This is a genomic window from Wolbachia endosymbiont of Armadillidium vulgare str. wVulC (assembly GCF_001027565.1).
Lineage (GTDB): Bacteria > Pseudomonadota > Alphaproteobacteria > Rickettsiales > Anaplasmataceae > Wolbachia.
The window spans coordinates 314,452-335,920 of record NZ_ALWU01000001.1 but is presented as its reverse complement, the minus strand read 5'-3'; the positions used below and the strand labels follow the sequence as shown (position 1 = coordinate 335,920).

Annotated in this window: 13 protein-coding genes and 3 pseudogenes; 8 read left to right on the top strand and 8 right to left on the bottom strand. The window is 34.7% G+C overall.

Features of this window, described 5'->3' with window-relative positions; translation table 11 throughout:
• Positions 1-198 precede the first annotated feature (198 nt).
• Positions 199-3,021: an excinuclease ABC subunit UvrA gene (gene uvrA / locus wVul_RS01610; protein WP_047758876.1), complete on the top strand. Its 2,823-nt coding sequence runs from the start codon at positions 199-201 to the stop codon at positions 3,019-3,021.
• 65 nt (positions 3,022-3,086) lie between these two features.
• Positions 3,087-3,791 (top strand): ComF family protein, encoded by a 705-nt coding sequence (locus wVul_RS01605; protein ID WP_047758875.1) that lies wholly within the window; start codon positions 3,087-3,089, stop codon positions 3,789-3,791.
• Positions 3,792-3,937: 146 nt separating this feature from the next.
• On the opposite strand, the gene wVul_RS01600 is transcribed toward wVul_RS01605, so the two are convergent.
• Complete coding sequence (locus tag wVul_RS01600) at positions 3,938-6,253, bottom strand: hypothetical protein (RefSeq protein WP_047758874.1); 2,316 nt, start codon at positions 6,251-6,253, stop codon at positions 3,938-3,940.
• Between the two features lie 129 nt (positions 6,254-6,382).
• On the opposite strand from wVul_RS01600, the gene wVul_RS01595 reads away from it, so the two are divergent.
• Positions 6,383-7,708: a phosphomannomutase/phosphoglucomutase gene (locus wVul_RS01595; protein WP_179943844.1), complete on the top strand. Its 1,326-nt coding sequence runs from the start codon at positions 6,383-6,385 to the stop codon at positions 7,706-7,708.
• Between the two features lie 132 nt (positions 7,709-7,840).
• Here the strand turns inward: wVul_RS01595 and wVul_RS01590 are convergent, their stop codons facing one another.
• The 4 genes and pseudogenes from wVul_RS01590 to wVul_RS10425 all read right to left on the bottom strand — a co-directional run.
• Positions 7,841-8,428 carry a CvpA family protein gene (locus tag wVul_RS01590; RefSeq protein WP_047758872.1) on the bottom strand — a complete coding sequence of 196 codons (588 nt, stop codon included), beginning with the start codon at positions 8,426-8,428 and terminating at the stop codon, positions 7,841-7,843.
• A gap of 56 nt (positions 8,429-8,484) precedes the next feature.
• Positions 8,485-9,081, bottom strand: coding sequence for a riboflavin synthase (locus wVul_RS01585; RefSeq protein WP_047758871.1), 597 nt, complete (start codon positions 9,079-9,081; stop codon positions 8,485-8,487).
• A 40-nt stretch (positions 9,082-9,121) separates the two neighbouring features.
• Complete coding sequence (locus wVul_RS01580) at positions 9,122-10,852, bottom strand: hypothetical protein (protein ID WP_047759087.1); 1,731 nt, start codon at positions 10,850-10,852, stop codon at positions 9,122-9,124.
• A gap of 554 nt (positions 10,853-11,406) precedes the next feature.
• A pseudogene (locus wVul_RS10425) lies at positions 11,407-12,008 on the bottom strand (transposase); the annotation flags it as partial.
• Between the two features lie 360 nt (positions 12,009-12,368).
• Between wVul_RS10425 and wVul_RS01565 the strand changes: the two are divergent.
• Positions 12,369-12,527, top strand: a complete 159-nt coding sequence (locus wVul_RS01565; protein WP_238580355.1) for a hypothetical protein — start codon at positions 12,369-12,371, stop codon at positions 12,525-12,527.
• A gap of 129 nt (positions 12,528-12,656) precedes the next feature.
• On the top strand, positions 12,657-13,580 hold the full coding sequence (gene ltrA, locus wVul_RS01560) for a group II intron reverse transcriptase/maturase (RefSeq protein ID WP_338062139.1): 924 nt from the start codon (positions 12,657-12,659) through the stop codon (positions 13,578-13,580).
• Between the two features lie 259 nt (positions 13,581-13,839).
• Here ltrA and wVul_RS01555 read toward each other — a convergent pair.
• Together wVul_RS01555 and wVul_RS10420 are read right to left on the bottom strand one after the other, a co-directional pair.
• A pseudogene (locus wVul_RS01555) lies at positions 13,840-14,122 on the bottom strand (transposase); the annotation flags it as partial.
• A gap of 248 nt (positions 14,123-14,370) precedes the next feature.
• Positions 14,371-15,272: pseudogene (locus wVul_RS10420) on the bottom strand (transposase).
• A 41-nt stretch (positions 15,273-15,313) separates the two neighbouring features.
• Between wVul_RS10420 and wVul_RS08300 the strand changes: the two are divergent.
• The 3 genes from wVul_RS08300 (at position 15,314) to topA (ending at position 20,380) form a co-directional block, all read left to right on the top strand.
• A complete protein-coding gene (locus wVul_RS08300; protein WP_153295434.1) occupies positions 15,314-15,481 on the top strand; it encodes a hypothetical protein in 168 nt (55 codons plus the stop codon).
• Between the two features lie 125 nt (positions 15,482-15,606).
• The gene (locus wVul_RS08295; RefSeq protein WP_153295431.1) at positions 15,607-17,850 is read left to right on the top strand and encodes a TomO hydrophobic C-terminal domain-containing protein; all 2,244 of its coding nucleotides are present in this window, start codon (positions 15,607-15,609) and stop codon (positions 17,848-17,850) included.
• 79 nt (positions 17,851-17,929) lie between these two features.
• Complete coding sequence (topA, locus tag wVul_RS01535; protein ID WP_047758868.1) at positions 17,930-20,380, top strand: type I DNA topoisomerase; 2,451 nt, start codon at positions 17,930-17,932, stop codon at positions 20,378-20,380.
• Positions 20,381-20,561: 181 nt separating this feature from the next.
• Here topA and wVul_RS01530 read toward each other — a convergent pair whose 3' ends face one another.
• Positions 20,562-21,395, bottom strand: coding sequence for a P44/Msp2 family outer membrane protein (locus tag wVul_RS01530; RefSeq protein ID WP_047758867.1), 834 nt, complete (start codon positions 21,393-21,395; stop codon positions 20,562-20,564).
• Positions 21,396-21,469 lie beyond the last annotated feature (74 nt).

The following is a 21,469-nucleotide window of genomic DNA, read 5'->3' as shown; positions in this document are numbered from 1 at the left end:
AAAATTTCTGTTTCCCAACATTGGTTTGTTGCACGAGTTACCTTAGCAGAAACAGATGTTTATATAGTTGTAGATCAGATGGTAAAATGGTTTGCACTAGTTGTGCTACCTCGTTTTCTGTAATAGTTAAAAAAATTAGTAGAAAGTTGTTGTAAGTTTATGTATTTTGAGGCTGTAATGGTCAAAGGTACATGACGTATGGATGATTTTATCAGAGTTAAAGGTGCAAGAGAACATAATCTCCAGAGTATAGATATCAATATACCGAAAAATAAGTTAGTTGTTATAACTGGACTAAGTGGTTCTGGTAAATCCAGCCTTGCATTCGACACGATTTATGCAGAAGGCCAACGCCGATACGTTGAAAGTCTATCGTCTTATGCGCGTCAATTTCTCAACATTCAAGATAAACCTGATGTTGAATTAATCACAGGCCTCTCTCCTGCAATATCAATCAACCAAAAATCAATCTCAAAAAATCCAAGATCAACTGTCGGAACCGTTACTGAAATTTACGACTATCTACGCTTGATATATGCACGAGTGGGAATGCCTTATTCACCTGTAACTGGGTTGCCAATAACGAAACAGACTGTATCTCAAATTGTAGATACTATTACAGCATTACCTTTAGAAACTAAAATATATATACTTGCTCCTATTGTACGTGGCAGAAAGGGAGAGCACTTCAAAGAAATATTGGAAATTAAAAAGCAGGGTTACGTGAGACTAAAAATAGATGGTGAAATATACAATATAGATGATTTGCCTAAACTCGATAAAAACAAGAAGCACGATATTTTCGTAGTTGCAGATAGAGTATCCATATCAGGTGATATAGGAAATCGACTACCAAGCAGTATAGAATCAGCATTGAGACTTGGCCATGGCTTAATATATGCAGAAATAGTGAACTTACCTGATAACCATAATTCCGAGTATAAAAATGGTCAAACTTTAACTTTCTCAGAGAATTTTGCATGTCCTGAGTCTGGCTTCACTCTTGAGGAAGTAGAGCCAAGATTATTTTCTTTTAACAGCCCCTACGGTGCATGCGGTTCATGTAACGGACTGGGTAAGAAATTAAGTGTTGATGCAAAACTGATAGTGCCAGATGAAACGCTCTCGATATCTGAGGGTGCTTTAAAGCCAATTGGATCAATGTCCCGTCAAGTGCATGCAAATTATGGATTGCTAAAAAATGCAATTCTATCACTGGCTGAAAATTGCAAATTTAGCCTTGATATTCCGTGGAAGAATATAGACCAAAAAGTGAAGGATTTGATACTCTTTGGCTCTAGAGAAATGAAATTTCAAGGCTTGGTCAGTATCCTAGAACGCCAGATGGATTATGATGCAGCACTTATTGAGCGGTATTGCTCTATCGCTCACTGCAAGGAATGTGCTGGCTATAGATTAAGAAAAGAAGCACTTACAGTGAAAATTGACGAAAAACATATAGGTGAAATATCAGGGCTCAGCATTGATGAATCCCTTAAGTGGTTTGGAAATTTGTCAGACAAGCTTACAGAACAACAGAAGCAAATCTCAGATAAAATATCAAATGAAATAATCAAGAGATTGACATTTTTAAAGAATGTAGGGCTAGATTACCTTACGCTTGATCGTGAATCTAGCACTCTCTCTGGTGGTGAAAGCCAGAGGATCAGGCTTGCTTCGCAAATTGGCTCTGGTTTAACAGGGGTGCTATACATACTTGATGAGCCCTCAATTGGCCTTCATCAATGTGATAATGATAGATTAATTGCCACGCTTAAAAATTTGAGAGACATGGGTAATACTGTGATTGTTGTTGAGCATGATGAAGACACAATAATGGCTGCTGATTATGTGATTGATATTGGCCCTGGAGCTGGTGTAAACGGAGGAAAAATCATTGCAGAAGGAACACCAGATCAGGTACAAGAAAGCTTAGAAAGCATAACAGGGCAATATTTGAGCGGAAAGAAAGAAATCTTAATTCCAGAAAGAAGAAAACAAGCAACTCAGTTCATAAAGGTAGTTAACGCGTGTGAGAACAACTTAAAAAGTATAAATGTTGAATTTCCTATAAGGAATTTTATTTGTGTTACTGGAATATCAGGAGGAGGAAAATCAAGTTTAGTGATAGAAACACTATATAAATACTCAGCACACAAGATAAATCATTCATCTGTAAAGCATGGTCAATGCGACAAAATAGAAGGCCTTGAGTACATAGATAAAATTATAGAAGTTGATCAATCGCCAATTGGTAGGACCCCAGCATCAAATCCAGCAACATATGTTGGTATGTTTACTCACATCAGAAATTGGTTTGCAGGTCTTCCAGAATCGAAAGCTAGGGGATATAATGTAGGCCGATTTTCATTTAATACCAAGGGAGGAAGATGTGAAGCTTGTAAAGGTGATGGGCATTTAAAGATCGAGATGCATTTCCTACCGGATGTTTATGTAAAATGTGAACAGTGTAAAGGACAGAGATATAACCGGGAAACATTGGAAGTTACTTACAAGGGAAAATCAATCTCTGATGTGCTTGATATGACAATAGATCAAGCATGTGACTTTTTTGAAAATCTTCCAATGATAAAGGAAAAGTTGATTTCTTTACAGGAAGTGGGGCTTGGCTATATAACGCTTGGACAGTCGTCAACAACTTTATCTGGGGGTGAAGCACAACGAATAAAGCTGTCTAAGGAACTATCAAAGCGATTTACCGGAAGAACATTGTATATTCTTGATGAGCCAACAACTGGATTACATTTTGAAGATGTAAATAACTTACTGAAAATACTCCATAGGTTAGTTGATTTAGGAAACACTGTTATAGTTATTGAGCACAATTTACATGTTATAAAAACTGCTGATTACATAATAGATATTGGTCCAGAGGGTGGAGTGAAGGGTGGAAAGGTGGTTGCTGTAGGAACTCCAGAAAGAGTTGCACAGACTCCAGAAAGCGTTACAGGCAAGTATCTTAAAACGTATTTATTAGATCAAGTATCAACTATTTCTTAATCACTGGTTATAATTTGTAGAGGAGTATTTTAAAAGGTATAAATTACACCTAACATATTTAATTCATGAATCTTCTCTTACTAAAAAAAGCTACAGATCTCATATTTCCAAACGTATGCGTAAGTTGTGAATGTATAATTGATAAAAGTTATGATTTATGCAGTGAATGCAATAAAAAAATCAATTTTTTAACTAAGCATTACTGTAATGTTTGTGGTGTAGTAATTTCAGATAATCTTTATACATGTGGCAAATGCATCAGCAATCCTCCACCGTTTAAAGTGTTAAGATCAGTTTTCACCTACGATGAACATAGCAAAAATATGATTATAAATTTTAAATTTTTTGATAACTTAAATTATGTGAAAGTCTACGCAAAGTGGATGTATCAAACTAACAAAGACATGTTTCAAAATGCAGAGGTCATAATCCCCATACCGCTACACAAAATACGCTTATTTAAACGTAAATATAATCAAGCAGCATTGCTCGCGAAGGAATTAAGTAAACTATCCAATTTATCCTATATACCATTTGCAATAAAACGTATTCGTCACATCGTACCTCAAGCTGGTCTTTCACTTAAGCAGCGTGAAAAAAATTTGAAAAAGGCTTTTAAAATAAGCAACAGCGAAATTATCAAAAACAAAATAGTGATATTGGTTGATGATGTAGTAACAACTGGAGCAACCGTAAGGTCTTGCTCTCAGGAAATTTTAAACTTTGGTGCAAGAGAAGTGAGAGTGCTATCGCTTGCAAGAACTGTATGAAAATCAGCTTTTTATAGTGTATACTAGGTCTATAATTATTTTTCAATACGGTTTTTTATTGAAAATTTCAGAAGAATGGAGTACAAAAGAGCCTCACATTTTTTTATTAAATAGACATTGGATTAGCTACAGTTGAAGCAAAATCATCATTTTGAAGGAGTAGATTTTTCTGAAGCTTCAGCAGGAACTATGTTTGGATCTGATAGTTCTGTATTTACCTTGATTGGCTCTAATGGAGTTTTCTGCTCTTCCGGTTTATCGTCTGGAATTGGAACAGGCCAATCCATAATGTTTTGCGGTATGTTTGTTCGAGCTTCCTCTTCCTTAGCCTCTCTTTGATCTGCTAAAGATGACGCATTAACTACTGTACCTTTAGTAGCTTTTTGTCTTAGTTGTGTATTTTCTTCTTGTAATTGCTTTAAATTTTTCTTTAACTCATCAATCTCTTTTATTTTTTGTTTTAATTGCTCAGATATAGTTAGTTTGTCTCTAGTCAATTTTTTGTTTTCTTGTCTTAACCCACTAGCTATTCTGCTTGAGTTGTTGTTTACAGCTTGTATATCTTGGTCTTGCTGCTGCATGCTTGTTCTTCTACTTTCATATTCAACTTCAGTTTGAGTTGAGATAGCTGCCTGATATTTTTCCTGCTGTAATATGTCCTGCAATTGCTCTAGAGCGTCTTTAACAGACTTCAGCTCTTCTTGTGTGTGTGTTAACATACCCTCCTTTGCCTTAAGTTGTTGTTTAAGCTTATCTATTTCCTCATTCGTATTTACCTCACTCATCTCATCTGCGAGTGATCTTCCAGGTTCAAGTTGTCGAATTTTCCTCTCTAAATCTTCGTTTTTTCTCTGTAATGCATTGAATTCTTGAGACAATAGTTTCATCTCTTTAGCCAATGTATTATTTTTCTCTTTTTCTTCCGTCAATTCTTCTACCAACTGCTTTTCGTGATTATCCTTTAAACCTTCTGCCAATGTTTTCTTTAGATCATTTTCCAAATTTGCATTCTTTTTTTCTAGTGCACTTAACTTAGCTTCACTTTGCTCTAATTTTTTCTGCTGCTCTTCATTTATCCTATTTATTTCATTTTCTTTATCTTTCAACTGATCACTTAACTTACCAATTGCATTATTTTTACCCTGTAGTTCTTTTTCTAACGCCTTTATTTCTTGTGTTAGTTGTTCAATACCTTGATCTTTTTCTTGCGTTATTCTTTTCAATTCAGCTTTAAGTCTTTTAACTTCTCCTTCCAAAATTTGCTTTTCTTCACTTAATGTTCTTATCTCTGTATCACCTTCCTTTTCTATATTTTGATTAAGTTCTTCTGATTTTTTGAGTTTCTCTGTAAGTGACTTAATAGAAGCATCTTGTTCCTTGATTTTTTGATCTCTTTCAAATATTGCTTGCTGTTGTTCATTAACTTCCTTTTTCAAGGAGTTACGTTCTGACTTTAGATCCTCAAGCTGCTTTGCCTGCTTTGCAAAATATTGAGCAAACGTTTCTTTTTCTTCTTTTAACTCCTCAATTCCATCTATAATTTCATCCACTCCATTTTCTGATCCTTCTTGTTCATACTCTTTCTCGTCATCAGACATGCTATTCTCAAGCATTTCATCTTCTTCGTCACTAAATTCACTAACGCCAGAGAAAGAACTTCTACGCGAACCAGGAGAGGAATATCCACTACTACTTAGTATAGGTGACTGTGGTGAATTTTTTGTAAATGTTTCCTCTGCTGGTGTTTGCTGCTCGTTCACACTTTTGCCCATGTCAGTAAAAGCTTGATACAGAATTTTTCCGTTGATAAAAACTTCTTTATTCTGCTTAACTAATTTTAATACTTCTTCTGAACTCGTTATTCCTCCAAATCTTGGTTCACTAATCACTCTTTTTATGCCCTTAGAATTTACTTCTACAGTCATGCTACAATCTATGCTATTGCCTTTAGAGTCCTTAGCCTGCCAGTTAATGGTCATTTCACATGAGCTTGAACCAGTAAAATCATAGTGCCTTTCGCTGCCTTTTTTGGTTGCAGTTATTTGACTATCTTTCCCTAAAGATAGGTTATAAACCTTACCTTCGTCGCTGGCTCTTAAAAGGGTGCTAATCTCTATTGGTTTTTCTTTATTTTCAAACCTAATTTGAAAGTCATTATCTTTTGTTGTATATACTAAGAAATTTTCACCTGGTAGGGATGCTTCAAATTTTTTATGTATTTCATTTATTGATTGCTCAAATTTTTGGAACTCCTTTTTCCACTTTAAATCTATCTGTTCTTTAATGTTCTCATCTTTGCGTAAAGGGCCAATAAAATACCAGATTAAATTTTCTTCCTCTAGTTTTTTTATAAAATCCTGAAAATTGTTGCAAGATTCAATGAAACTTAAAATATCATTTTTCTTCTGCTCATCTACATCTAAACCTTGATTTTCAGCTATAAATAAGTTTTCTTTTGGCATAATTTCTGTTTTTAGAGAACTATATTATAATATTAGCACATTTTCTTAAAAAATCAACTAATTTTATAGTTAAATAAACTTGAGTATTTGGCGGGAATGTTATATATTAATCACTCCAAGAAGTGCAGTATGGACAATACTATTATAAGAAAATACGATATTAGAGGTGTGGTAGGCAGAGACCTGCAGATCAGTGATGGGTATGAGGTAGGTAGAAAATTTGGTCAAATTGCAGCTAACGTTTGTGTAGGCTATGACAGCAGGATAGATTCACCAAGCATAGAAAAAGAATTAATCAGAGGCTTAATTTTATCCGGCGCAAATGTTATACGAGTTGGGCTTTGTTCTTCACCTATGCTCTACGCTGCAACAATGCAGGCAGATCTTGGGATTATGATCACTGCTTCTCATAATCCCAGAGAATATAACGGCTTTAAATTTTTCAGTAGTAAAAAAGTTTACTCAGATCAAGAAATGAAGGAAATTATAGGCAGTACAATTAAAAACAGCACGAAAATTGGAAGCTTAATTAACATGAATACATATAGTGAGTACATTTATATATTAAAAAATGCGCTCAAGAACAACACTACACAAAAACTAAAAATAGCCTGGGATTTTGGCAATAGTCCAACAATTGTAAGGTATATTGAAAAGGTTTTACCAGGTCATATACACATCGTAACCAATAACTCTATAGATGGAACTTTTCCATTGCATGACCCAGATCCCATAGAAGAAAAAAATCTTGCTCAGTTAATCGATATTGTCAAGAAAGATAAATGTGATCTTGGCATTGCACTAGATGGTGATGGTGATAGGGTACGCTTGACTGATAATAAAGGTAATGTTGTTTCCAATGATCACTTATTTATGATTTTTGCACGTGAAGTATTGGAGGAATACCCAAAAAATAAAGTTATTGCCAACATAAAAATGAGTATGAAAGTGCATGATTTCGTGAGCAAATTAGGAGGGCAAATAATTACCTGTGCCACTGGACACTCACTAGTTAAGAAAAAGATGGTAGAAGAAGGAGCAAAGTTTGCCGGTGAACTCAGTGGCCATTTTTTCTTTTCTGAGCTGGGTTTTGATGATGGACTATATTCTGCTATTAAAGCCATTGACATTTTACTTAAGAAAAACCAAAGCCTATCTGAGATGATTGAAGGTTTACCAAAGTTATATATCACTCATGAAGTGAAAATTGTAGTAAAGGATGAGAGAAAATTTCAAATAATTGAGTCAATAAAGGAGACACTAAAGCAGAAAAATATTGTATTTTCAGAGCTTGATGGTATTAAGGTAACTGATAATAAAGGTTGGTGGATTCTTAGAGGATCAAATACGCAAAACTGCATTACAGCAAGATGTGAAGGAAATACCTTAGAAGATTTTGAATTCACTAAAAAAGTTTTGTTTTATTACATCGATGAACTAAAATCATACATTTAAATTTTTTTGATGGTTTACTTATTCAAAAATGTCTGCAGTTTTGTTTGATTAATAATAGGAATTGGTATGACCTATGGCGCACTGCTGTGAATAACAGCTGTCTAATCTAGTTTAGCTATAGAAAGTGAATACTCACTTTTCTTTATTATTTTTAGATTTTTCTTGATCAACCATTTCCTCACCAATCTCTTTTATTTTTAGTATCAACGACTCTGGTACATACATGTCAATTACTTCTTCTGTTGTCACAAATAGAGCCTGGTAAGAGTGTGAATTGATTATCCAGTTAGGCAATATGTCTTTTGCTTCTATTTTAGACTCTCCCTCTTTTTTATCGTATACTGTGTGGCAATATAAGTGCACAGCAAAAAATAGTACATAAGAAAGCAATATTCCTCTAAGTGCTCCGACAAAGATTCCAGTAACTCTATCCATTAATCCCAACCTTATGGGTAATAATATGTACATTAGCCAGTTATTCATTGTCATGAATGTAAGATTAAGTACGATAAATACAGAGATTGTAGAAAGTATGTTTTGCGTAACTTTAGAGTCAAAATAGTTACTATAATTTATAATAAAAAAATCATAGTAACTAGCTGTCAAAAAGACTGATAAGAGCAAGAACATTAATGCACATAACTCTTTTATAAAACCTCTAGTTACCGATATTATTACACACAAGACAATAATAAAGATAATTAGACTATCGAAAAACATATCTTAATCTATATGATTTTCAAGATATAATAGTTGTAAATAACAAGGTTGTAAAATTAATTGTATTTATGTTTCATCAGTTGATTTAAGTACCGAGCAATCATATCAACTTCTAAATTTAGGCAATTACCTGTTTTATTATGCTGAAAAGTTGTGTTTTTCCATGTGTAGGGAATGATATTCACAGTGAACTCTTGATTGACAACTGAATTTACTGTGAGAGAAACCCCATCTAGCGTTACAGAACCTTTTTTTGCAATAAATTTAATTAATTCTTGTGGGCACGATAGCTTGATTTCATGAGAATCTAAATTTCGTTCAATTGCTAAGATTTTTACTATTCCATCAACATGACCATGAACTAGGTGGCCATCAATACTGTCACTCAGTTTCATTGCTTGCTCTAGGTTGATTTTTTTTCCTATTTTCCACATATTTAAGTTAGAAATCTTCATGGTTTCTTGAGATGCTTGAACTGTGAATACATCGTTCATTGTGTCAACAACAGTTAAACACACTCCGGAGCAGGCTATTGAATCTCCTTTGTTTATAGAGGATAAATTTTGTGTCTCAATATGGAAGATTTGATCAGAGTTAGGGTGGATAGTGATATCAGTTATAGTGCCAATATCTTTGATAATTCCTTTAAACATGCAATAAAATAAATAATTATATCACAAAAGATCTTATTTGTTAGGTGCGCAAAGGAAGATCTTTTTTACTTATCTGCTCAATAGATTCTACAGAATATTCAGAATATAGAAAGTAAGCCAGGTTCAAAACGCACAGTGTAATTAATATTGGTAACCCTATGTTTAATGTTAGACCGATACTTTCCCTTTTTTCTGTTGGCACCAATTCCTTTAAAATTGACACTTTTCCCAGCGGCAAGTGCCATAGGCAGAGTGCTGATATAGAAGCTGCTACTAAAAATAGACAAAAATAAGTCTCTTTCGAAGAAAACATAGCTTTTAATGGTGATTTGAGACTAATATTAGTAGGCAATCGAGTTTTAGCTTCATTTGTTTTTGGTAAATGGTCTACAGCTTTGCTTGGTAAAATTTCATGAGAAATCTTCCTAAGCTGTGGAGAAGATTGTATAGGAATGCCCGAAACTAATTTGAGCAATTGCACTTTTTTTCTATCTACTTGCTTTTTTAAATATTCTTTACCTAGAAGTGAGTTATTAGGAGGTTGTGGCCTTTTGAGTACCTTTAGCACTTCTGATATCTCATTCGGCTCTAATATTTCATGTAGTTGTTTATCTTGGAAATAAATAATATTAAACACTGAGTTGAAAATATTGTAAAATGTATCTGAATCTTGATTTTTATATTCACTTACTACTTCTACGAATATTTCATCGAGTTTTTTTCCCTTGTGCTCAGCCAAATTATCTATCATAGCTACTCTAGCATCAAGTTGAACTTGTTTTATGATTGATTGTTTTTCCTCTTCCGATAGTTCTTTGGCCTGCTTTTTCGACTTCTTTTTTCTGTTAGCTTTAAAGTAGTCTGTGTGCGACCTAGTTTGACCTATGTCCCGCTCTGTTTCTTGAGACACTAAATTTCTTGTGCTATCCTCTGTTGTCTGAGTAGCTGACACTGGTTCTTTTTCTGCCTGGTCAAGCGCTGGAATGATACCTAATGGCATATTGTTATTCTTTATAGGAAATTCTGGTAGTTTTTGAAAGAAAAATTGTGTTGCATTAAAAAAATTGAATGGCTGAAAAAGAGATCTAAGCTGGGAAAAATTTTCATGCATTGCAGCAACGATTACTGGTGCACGTGTAATTTGCTTTCTGTTACTTGCTATATTGTAGCCAAATGAACTTTGCACAATTTGTTTATCTTGCGTGTTCCCTTTTTTAACCACATTTTCGTTTTTATTTTCAGTTTCTTCTACTTGTAATGTATCTTGATTTTGCTCCTCATTTTTGGCTTTTTCTATATGTTTTAGCCGCTCATTCAAGGATGCCTCAATTTGTTGCAAGCTATTGAGGTTGATGTTTTTAACATTTGTTTGTAGCGTTATCGTTATGCCCTGTAGAAGGATTTGAATTGGAGCATTACTTATGAATTTTTCTACAGTTTTGTTAGTTTTATAGTAGTTATTGTATAATTCTTCACTTTCTTTTAGCACTTTTATATTGGCTGTGAAGTTTTTCTTCCGAGAAAGGCAGATAAAAAAATCAATTAAATATTTTGTTTGAGATAATACTGCATTAGGGTTTACCTCTGTTAGCAGCTTGAGCTTAAATGAAAACTCTTGTGTATCACTTGCAACATTTTTTGAGCGAATGGTGCTAATCTCCAGCACTTCATTAGAAAATGCTTTACTTATGTCTTTGGATCTATCCTTAAAAAACTTAGGTAAATCCTCCATTTCGTATTTTCTCTGAGTTTTTATGTTACTGTTATGCATGAGTAAATTTTTTAATGTAGAGTGAAATAAAAAACACAATTAGTCAATAAATTAATAATTAGAGTACCCTTGCATAACAGCGGCGCGTTGGATTCAATAAAAGCAGAAAAAGTTACTTTACAAACCTCATCAGTCTCCTTATTATGATAATAAGAGTGTTTATCCTTGTTTTTAATCTCTGCAGATTTAATAACAAAATTCAGTAAAAAACTCAGATATTTATTGGCAAATTACATAAAATTATAGCGGCTGCATGTCTTTTTTATTTTTTCTACATTCAGCCAAAACGCGCTTTAAATAAGCGTTAGCACATTATTACAATGCCAATTTACATTATTATAGGGTCAAAACTCACTACTCGGGGATTCTTTTGCCTTTTTTCTATTTGGTAAATTTCTTAATATTTATAGCTAAAGTAATTTTAGCGAGCCAATGCTTGACACTGATCATCAGAAACGTTGTATTTTAACATTACTTTTATACTCGTAAATTTAACTGGATCCCAGTGGGCTTTGTTGCATCGCTTATCGGATAGTGGGTAAAGCATAATAAATTCATGAAACTACCTCAAACTTAGCCATGCCAATATCAGTAAATTTATTGAGTAAGTAACATTTTATTAGCAACTCTTTTTCTCGATTTACTTCAGATCTATTTCTAAACAAATATTTGCTTGAAAAAAATCCTTCAATATATGACCTTTTTCCATAAACCGCTTCCACTCTTTCACACCGTCTTTACCACATAATCTAATGGCAGCATTCCTTTCAGCCATATAATCCAATTTTGTATGCTCCGCTGCACGATTTTTCGGTAAAATTTTTGTCTTTATATCATATACAATTTATAAAGCTTGCGCCTATCATAGGCTCTGTCTGCATATAATGCTTTTTAGCATGCTGAAATCAAGTCAGCAAGTACCGTAATGGTTGACCATTGCTATATTGTGCAGCTATAGCTTTTTTACTATTTATACTCAATATTACATCTTACCTGTTTATAACTGCGATACTTTCTATCTTCGCTATTTTCCTTACTGTGACCAAGGGTATTATTATAAATTTGTACTGTCTATTGCAATTTCAATATCTTCCATATTGTTTTTATCAACTCTGCAATCATTGATCTTAATATTGAGCTTTTTGTGTGCCGTAGAGACACAAGGAATGTTCAGGAAAGAGCAAACTAAGTGCGAAAGCTGCACAATAGATGAGGGTGGACCCCTCGGAGCCGGTTTACAAGAGCAGGCTTCAAACAACCATAAGCTGCTTTGGTAAGGTAGTGAGCGTTATGGAAAAGGCGTAATTATGCGTCATGTGTGAAATAGAGAGATGAACGCAAGTGAACCACTGATTACACGTCGAAAGGTAATGCGATGATGTCAAAACCAGGGGAGAAAAAGTAACTTGGGATAAGCCTATCGGGAACTTGTCTACTGGGTAGGTGGCATCCGGCATATAGGTGGCATGAACCTGTTTCAGGCTATTGTGTGGAACTACGGGAACCTGTCGTTTCGATGATAAGGGAGAAGTCCAAGGAGCTGAACTCTAAGGAAGAGAGTACTGATGCGAAAAACAGGGGCGGATTAGCTTGTAGTAGTGAAGAAGTTTTTGTAATGGAAATGGAGCGAAGGGATTTAGTTTTAATTATTTATCAACCGAAAGGGAAGAGTTAATGAATAAAACAAAATCTTTTGACATATCAAAGCAACTGATTTGGAAAGCTTATAAACAAGTATCCAAAAACAGAGGTGCGGCAGGTGTAGATGAGGTCTCGATAACAAAGTTTGAAGAAAATCTAAAAGATAATCTATACAAACTGTGGAATCGGATGTCATCCGGAACCAGAATCAGTAAAAGCTGTTGCGATACCAAAAGATACAGGAGGACAAAGAACTTTATGTGTTCCTTCAGTATTCGACAGGATAGGGCAAACAGCAGCTACTATGTATCTCGAACCGTTAGTAGAGCCGGAATTTCACGAAGATTCATATGGTTATAGACCAAACAAGTCTGCACTGGATGCGGTAAGTACAGCGTGTAAGAGATGTTGGAGAAGTGATTGGACGATAGATCTTGATATTTCTGGATTTTTCGACAATCTGGATCATGTGTTAGCACTGCAAACTATCAAGAAGCATACAGATTGCAAGTGGGTCATACTGTACGTGGAAAGGTGGATGAAAGCCCCGATTCAACTAGCAGATGGCAGTAAGGTAGTTAGGAATAAGGGAGTTCCACAAGGAGGTTCTGTAAGCCCAATCATTTCTAACATATTTATGCATCATGCATTTGATATGTGGATGAGGCAAAACTACCCAACAATACCGTTTGAGAGATATGTAGATGATGCAATGGTGCACTGTAAAACCCAGAAACAGGCAAAATTTATAAAAGACAAGATCGAAGAAAGATTGGCTGAGTTTAAGCTAAAATTACATCCTGAAAAGACACAAATAGTGTACTGTAAGGATGACAATAGGAGAGATGAGTTTCCAATACAGAGCTTTGACTTTCTGGGTTACACGTTCAGACCTAGACTGGCAAAGAACAATAAAATAGGAAACTATTTTGTCTCATTTCTACCTGCAATTAGCAACAAAGCCAAGAAGAAGATCAACCAAACCATAAGGTCATGGAAAATACGTAGGCAAACATATACAACACTAGAGAAAATATCAAAGAGAATAAATCCTATAGTCCGAGGCTGGCTATGGCAGGTTTTATAAATCAGAGATGTATCCATCTCTCAGAAATGTAGAGTGGCACCTAGTAGGATGGGTCAGAGCCAAATATAAGAAACTTCGAAATCATGGAAGACTAGCAAAGTAATTTCTAGCAAAAGTGAGAAAGAGGTCTCCAAATATTTTCTATCACTGGACACTAGGATTGGGATCAAAAGGCTGAATAACGGGAGCTGTATAAATTGAGAGGTTTACGTACAGTTCTGCGAGAGACTGGTGGGGAAGCTCCGCCGGTCTACTCTCCAAACCTTCTTGAAGCCTGCGAATAGCTAATGACTGCTAAGCCCTTTCCTACTTGCTGCAAATATCCTTTTATAAACCCTACCGTTTGTCTTAAGCCAATTCTAAAGAGACTAGCGACTATATGCACTAAAATCACAACTTTATTACTATAAATATAATTTCCACCTCGCATTTTGGGGCTATTTTCGTACCAATTTTCCATTAATAAAATGAAAAATATTTCCTCTTTCTTGCAGAAATCTGTTATATTCATGGCAGTTACTGATCTTCATTTTAGTTGGCATATTTTTCTTTCGTAGGTTAAATGCCTGTTTTATAGTGAATTTCGTCAGTAACTGCCAGTTCTTTTCTCTTGAGTGATGCAACAAAGCCCACTGGGATCTAGGAAACTTAACTGCAAGTAATGCATTGGGTTTTGTGAATATGGGTTTTGCGTTATAGAATGAAACACTTTTGGTGAATTTGTAAAGAGAACTAGATCCCAGTGGGCTTTGTTGCATAGCACCTTAAGCAGTGATGGTTTACGACAAATTTATGTAATGATTTCAAATTTAGCCATACCAATACCAGTGAATTTGTTGAGCAAATAGCACTTAATTAGTAATTCTTTTTCACGATTTACTTCAGATTTATTCCTAAACAAATACTTGCTTGAGAAAAATCCTTCTATGTAAGATCTTTTTCCATAAATTGCTTCCTTTTTCCACTCTTTTACACCATCTTGTCCATATAATTTTATTAACCTAATAGCAGCATTTCTGTCAGACATATAATCTATTTTTGAATGTTCTGCTGCATCCTTTTTTGGTAGAACTTTTGTCTTTATATCATATACAATTTATAAAGTTTGTGCCTATCGTATGCCCTATCTGCATATAATGCTTTTATTTTGTGCTGAAAATTAACTTCTTCAAGCAAGCTCCATAGTGGTCAGAGTAGACGCCATTACTGTATCTTGCAGCTATAGCTTTTTTACTATTCACACTTAACATAACATGTAACTTTCTTACTTGCTCGTAGCTTCGGTACTTTCTATCTGCACTGTTTTCCTTACTGTGGCCAGGAGTGTTACTGTAAATTTGTGCTATCTATGATAATTTCAATATTTTCCATGTTGCTTTTATCAATCCTGCAATCATTTATCTTAATATTAAGTTTTTTTTGATGCTTGTGAATAGCTGCAAATTTTTCCTATTTGTTGCAGATATCCTTTTACAAACCCTACCGTTTGTCTTAAGCCAATTCTAAAAAGATTAACGATTATATGCACCAAAATCACAACTTTATCACTATAAATATAGTTGCCGCCCTGCATTTTGGACTATTTTCATACCAATTTTCGATAGCTTCATCGATGTAACGAAAAATATTCCCCCTTTTTTCAAGGAATTTGTTATATTCGTTTTGGTTACTGACTTTCATTTTCTGTGGCATATTTTTTCTTCAACAGTTAAATGGCTGTTTTATAATGAATTTTGTCAGTAGCCACCAGATTTTTTCAGTTGCTATGCAACAAAGCCATTCCAGCGTCACGCGCTGGAATGACAGAAGAAGGTGCTGGGATGACAAGAAGAGGGCACACTGCCGTCATAAAGGAACCAGTGTTAGCTACTTGGATGACAGAGAGTAATGCAAGAAAATAATTGGATTTTTTGTAATGCTACAGAGTCCAGTATTTTCTACAAACTTTCACGTAATTTGTTAGCAAAATTGACAGTTGCTGAGATACTGGGTAGAATGTTTACATAATAGTGTTGAGTGAGAAAAAATGGATTTTAATCAATATGTCAAAGACGATATCCTTGAAGTATCTTACTACTATTACCACACAAACATAACTATGAGTGAATACATAAGCGCACTGATAAGTTTCTTACAAAGTAACACACACATTACAAGGCTTAATTCAAATAGTAACAAAGTTGGTTATGAAGGCGCAATAGCTTTAGCTAAGCTCAAAAATCTTACTGAGCTTAGTTTACATTACGACAAAATTGGTGATGAAGGTGCAATAGCTTTAGCTGAATCTTTATGCCTAAAAAATGTTAGAATTTCTCTTAAAGAGAATTCCATTGGTAATAAGGGCATGAAAGCTCTAGCTGAATCTGAGAACCACCTTGAAATAGATGGTTATGTAGATAGCTACAGCCTTCTAGGTTTTTATGAGTATCTAAAAAGATCATGGTCTGAAGCAAGAGCAAAGTCTAACGGTAATGTTGGCAAGCTAGATGAAGACACTACAAAGAGCTTGTTCTTTGATCTTGTGCGACAAAATCATCACAGAGAGAGAATTGAGCTTCTGCTGAATGATTCTGATAAATATCCCTTTTTAATCAACTCAAAAGATAGTCAAGGGCACACGCTATCTCATTTTTATACTCATTCTCCTGAGATGCAAAAGTTTTTGTTTGAACATGGTATGATTCCTGAACAAGAAAGGAATCGAAGAGGAGATGATGCACGTATTGCACGAGATAGTCAATCTGTTCATGCAAGTCCAATAGTTAAACGGACAAATTTTTTTACTAGGAAGCTAGTTGAATCCATGGAAGCCAGTAAAGAACAGTTAGAGCGAGCAGCAGTTTCTTACGTAGGGAATATAGGACTACTTAAACAATATCAGAATGATCCCATTTACGTACAAAGTATAAGATTACTTAAAGGATATCAGAATCAGAATGATTCAATAAAACTGAGGCTTCTTAGTTTAACTGATAATGAAAAAAGAAGTGTGATGAAAGAAACATTACGTGAGACTGATCCTACACCAGGTGATGAAGAATTTATTAAGACTGTCATTGATAAAGCTGAGCAAGCACTAAAACGGCAGTATTTAAAAAAGAACTGCCACGGTGAATATGACGAGGGATATCCTACAAATAGGATGCAGTATGATTACGCAAGGGATGATGCAAAAATTACTATACCTGAATCTATAGGTTATATAAAACTACTTATTGATAATTTTTCTGTTCCACTGAAAGAGAAAAAAGAGTTGCTAATTGCTCTTATGGAACAAAATCCAGATTTGGTAAAGAACAAATTATCTAAGGTAAAAGAAAAACTTGGAAATAGCGTAATCCTCGATAAAGAACAGTTTAATAAAACAGAACTACATGGATTATTAAATGGTATAGATGACGGTAAAGAAGTAGATAAGTTGTTTAAAGAAATCAGTGGCTTAGATATAGAAAAAGTCTGGAGAGAGCAAAAAGAGTTTGTTCTCCTAAAACAAATATATATAGCAGCAACAACTTATGGTGAAAATAGCAGTGCCTGCATCCAAGGCACATGGACCCAGATTATTAGTAGTATAGAAGAAATTAGCTCGGAAATCGTGAAACAATATGATTGCTGTTTAGAAGAAGAACAAAAGCTGGAGGCACAAAAAGATGTTATTACGGAAGAGAACATTACACCATTTGTAGAAAATTTAGCTAAGAAATTAATTCAATATGTCGAAGACAATCCAGAGTCGAAAGAGGTTCTGCAAAATCACTTATTATACTTAGAACATATAGATGTTGATGATCCTGAGAAAGTTACGTTTGAACAACAAAAAATTTTAGCAAAGATTAACCAAGAATTCACTGCAAATATCACAAAACTCTTGGTTAATTATGGTAGAAGTATACCAAAAGAAGATGAATATAAAATTATAATTAAAGAATTATTTGAAACTGAGATAATGAAAGATTTTGCACTAGAAAAAGATGATCAACCACAAATACTTACACAGTCTAATATAAAAGACTTAAATCAACCAGCAAAACAATCTCAAAGTGTTTATAGCAAAATAGGTATTGGATGTGGTGTGGTTATTGGAATAGCTGGAGTTGCTTTAGGAATAGCTATTGCAGTTCATTTGGAAATGTTAGCAGTGGGAATAGCAGTTGGAGCAATTTGTTGTCTGATTGCTGCTGCCATATATTATTGTAATCAGCCTTCAAAGTCACTTGAAAATAGCAACGTCCAAGGGTTTTCTGGAGAAGATCTACAACCCGGTTCGTAAAATTCACAAGACCTATTAAAATATTTTTTTACTTTTTATTCTATATATTTCAACATATTACCTTTAAGTACTAATAATTATGGCATTATTGATAGTTGAGTCGCCGGCAAAGGCAAAGACGATAGGTAAATATTTGAGTAAAGAGTTCAAAGTTGCTGCATCCTTTGGACATGTGAGAGATCTGCCAGTGAAGAACGGTTCTGTCGATCCGGATAATGATTTTGCCATAAAGTATGAGATTATTGAAAAAGCAGAAAAGCATGTAAAAGAGTTAGTCAAGGAAGCGAATAAAACATCGGATATATACCTTGCAACCGATCCAGATAGAGAAGGAGAAGCAATAGCTTGGAATGTGATAGAGGCGCTAAAGGAAAGGAAGGCTATCAATGATAAGAACAAAATTTACAGAGTGGTCTTTAACGAGATAACAAAAAGAGCCGTGCAAGAAGCTATAAAAAATCCACGCGAAATAAATATGGACTTAGTACATGCACAGCAAGCACGAAGAGCTTTGGATTACTTGGTTGGGTTTAATTTGTCACCACTTTTATGGACAAAGTTATCAGGAAGCAAGTCTGCAGGGCGAGTGCAATCTGTTGCACTTAAGCTTATATGCGAACGAGAAGATGAAATTAGTAAATTTATAACACAGGAGTATTGGAGCATAAAGGCAGAAATGCAAAATAGCAAAGATGAGGCTTTTTTTGCTATGCTAAGCCACTATGACAATAAAAAGCTAGAAAAATTTGATATTAAGAATGAAGAAGAAGCAAAGAACTTAGTCAGGGAGATTGAGTCAAGGCAGTATGCTGTAAGCACAGTAGAACGCAAGCAAGTTAAGAGAAACCCGCTTCCTCCATTTATTACTTCAAGCCTTCAGCAAGATGCAGTGAATAAACTGTATTTCAACGTGAAAAGTGTTATGCGCATAGCGCAAAATTTATATGAAGGTATCGATATTGGCGGTGAAACTGTAGGGTTGATAACTTACATGCGTACAGATGGGTTTCATATTGCAGATGAGGCTATAAACTCAATTAGAGGGTCAATTAAGTCATTATATGGTGATAAATATTTACCGCAGTCTCCTCGTAAATATGTAAAAAAGGTCAAAAATGCTCAAGAAGCACATGAAGCAATTCGTCCAACTGATATCAATAGAACGCCGGGTAGTATTAAGGATTACTTAACACCAGAGCAATTTAAATTGTACGATTTAATCTGGAAAAGAACCATTGCAAGTCAAATGGAATCGGCGATTCTTGATCAAGTGGTAGTTGAAATTAGTTCTACTGATCAGAAAGTGATTCTGCGAGCAAGTGGATCAAGTATATTCTTTGATGGTTTTTATAAAGTCTATCAAGATAACATGGAAGCCGAAAATGAAGGCCTGCTACCTGCCATGAAGGAAGGGGAAGCGTGTAAGCTGATTTCAGTTGAGCCAAAACAGCATTTCACTCAACCGCCACCTCGTTATAGTGAAGCAAGTATTGTTAAAAAAATGGAAGAAATCGGTATAGGTCGCCCATCAACTTATGCAACAATTATTTCGGTATTACAAGATCGTGAGTATGTTTCATTGGATAACAAAAGATTTATTCCAAGCAGCCGAGGTAAAATCGTTACTATATTTTTGGAAACTTTTTTTCAGCGTTGTGTAGAGTATGACTTTACAGCGCAAATGGAAGAAAGGCTTGATTCAATCTCAAATGGACATGCAGATTGGAAAAAAGAACTAGGCTATTTTTGGGTGCCATTTTTTAATCATGTAAATTCTGTTAAGCAAATGACACATGATGAGATTTTTAGTGGTATTACTGACTTAGTAGTTGATTGGTTTTGTTCAGAGAAAGGAAAAGAAGAAATAGGTAAAAAATGTCCTAATTGCTCTGGTGGTATATTGAAATTAAATTTTGGAAAAGCCGGTGTGTTTCTTGGATGTTCTAACTATCCTGCATGCAATCATACAAAAGAAATTACGGGCAGTAATGACAATTCAGAATATCCAAAAAGTTTGGGTATAGATGATGTGACAGGCCAAGAGGTAATGATCAAAAAAGGTCCTTTTGGACTTTATCTGGAGTTTAATAGTGAGTCAGAAAAGAAAAAAAAGATTTCTGTACCAAAAGATATAAATGTTAATGATATTGATCTAAATACCGCCACTCGATTACTTTCCCTTCCGAAAATAATCGGAGAACACCCAGAAACTGGAAAGGAAGTAAAAATAGGTCTTGGACGATTTGGGTACTATATTCTCTATGATGGTCGATACTTTTCTCTTAAAAAAAGCTCTAAGGAGGTATTAGACACACAATTAAACGAAGCTATACAAATTATTGAGAGCAGCCCACGCAAAGAGCTAAAATCTCTTGGTTTTAATGAAAAGGGAAAAGAAGTTTTTATCTGCAACGGTAGGTACGGATTCTATATAAAATGCGGTAAAACAAACGTTGCTTTGGGCAAAGATATAGATATTGAAAGTATAGATCTGAAAAAAGCCTTAGAGTTGATTAAGAATAAAAAGTAGACTTCTTGCATGATCATATGCTCTTTATTGTCGTTCCAGTGCGTGACGTTGGAACTTAGAAAGAAGAACCTGAGTGACAGGAAAGAAGCCACTCGGGTGACGAGAACGCTGACTCTGCTACTAGTCAGCGGCCGTAGTAGTGTGACGCAGACGTGCTACCAAGAAAATGTCTCTATAAGAGTTAAGCTTTGCTGGCAAAATGGAAAGTAAGACCAGCCTCTATACCGTGTGTGTGAAAAAAGCCGTTCTGTATGGTAGTAGACACTTTATTATCACCTACTTGTTCAACCATTTTAGCTTTTTGCTTGCCTGGATCATTATTAAAGTTAGGATTTAACTTTAAGGTTTTTGGTGTGTAATCACTGCTACCAATAACACCAAAACCTCTATATCCAATATGTATATTTACATCTTCGTTTATGCGATAATCAAGGCCAGCTTTGAATTGACCTGCAGGTCTTATTGACGTTTTTTCAAACATCGTCATTCTTGTTCCACCAACTCCAATACCAAAGTAAGGAGAAAAAGAGAGACGGTCGCTTTTCCAATAATGATAAACGTTTGCCATTATAGATGCGTTTTCAATTTGGTCATGATTAATAATTGATCCATATTTATCTCCACTTTTCATGTACGATATTGTCATTTGGCCGCTTGTTAAACCAATATTATCCACTTTTACAGAAGAATACATCCCTTCCAATTCAGCTCTATAGATATTATTACCCAGTTCTCCTGTGTAACCAAATGCTACACTTGCAGCAAAAGGTGGATTATAATCTCCTTTATACTTACTTAGTAGCTGACCTTTTGTGTCCTGAGAATTCCTATCATTTATAGACACCATATTAGCGCTTGTAGCATCTTGACCTCCAATTTTTGCTTTTAACTCACCAAAGTTCAAATATTGACCGTAATATCCACCACCAAAGTAAAACCCTTCTGCTTCACTTGCAAAGGATTGTTGTGACAACAATAAAGCAAGTGCTATAACTGCTAATGTTTTTTTACTCATATGACTATTCCTCTAGTTAAATTAGCTAATCTACTACTAATTAATTAAAAATGGTTTAATATGAAAAACTGACC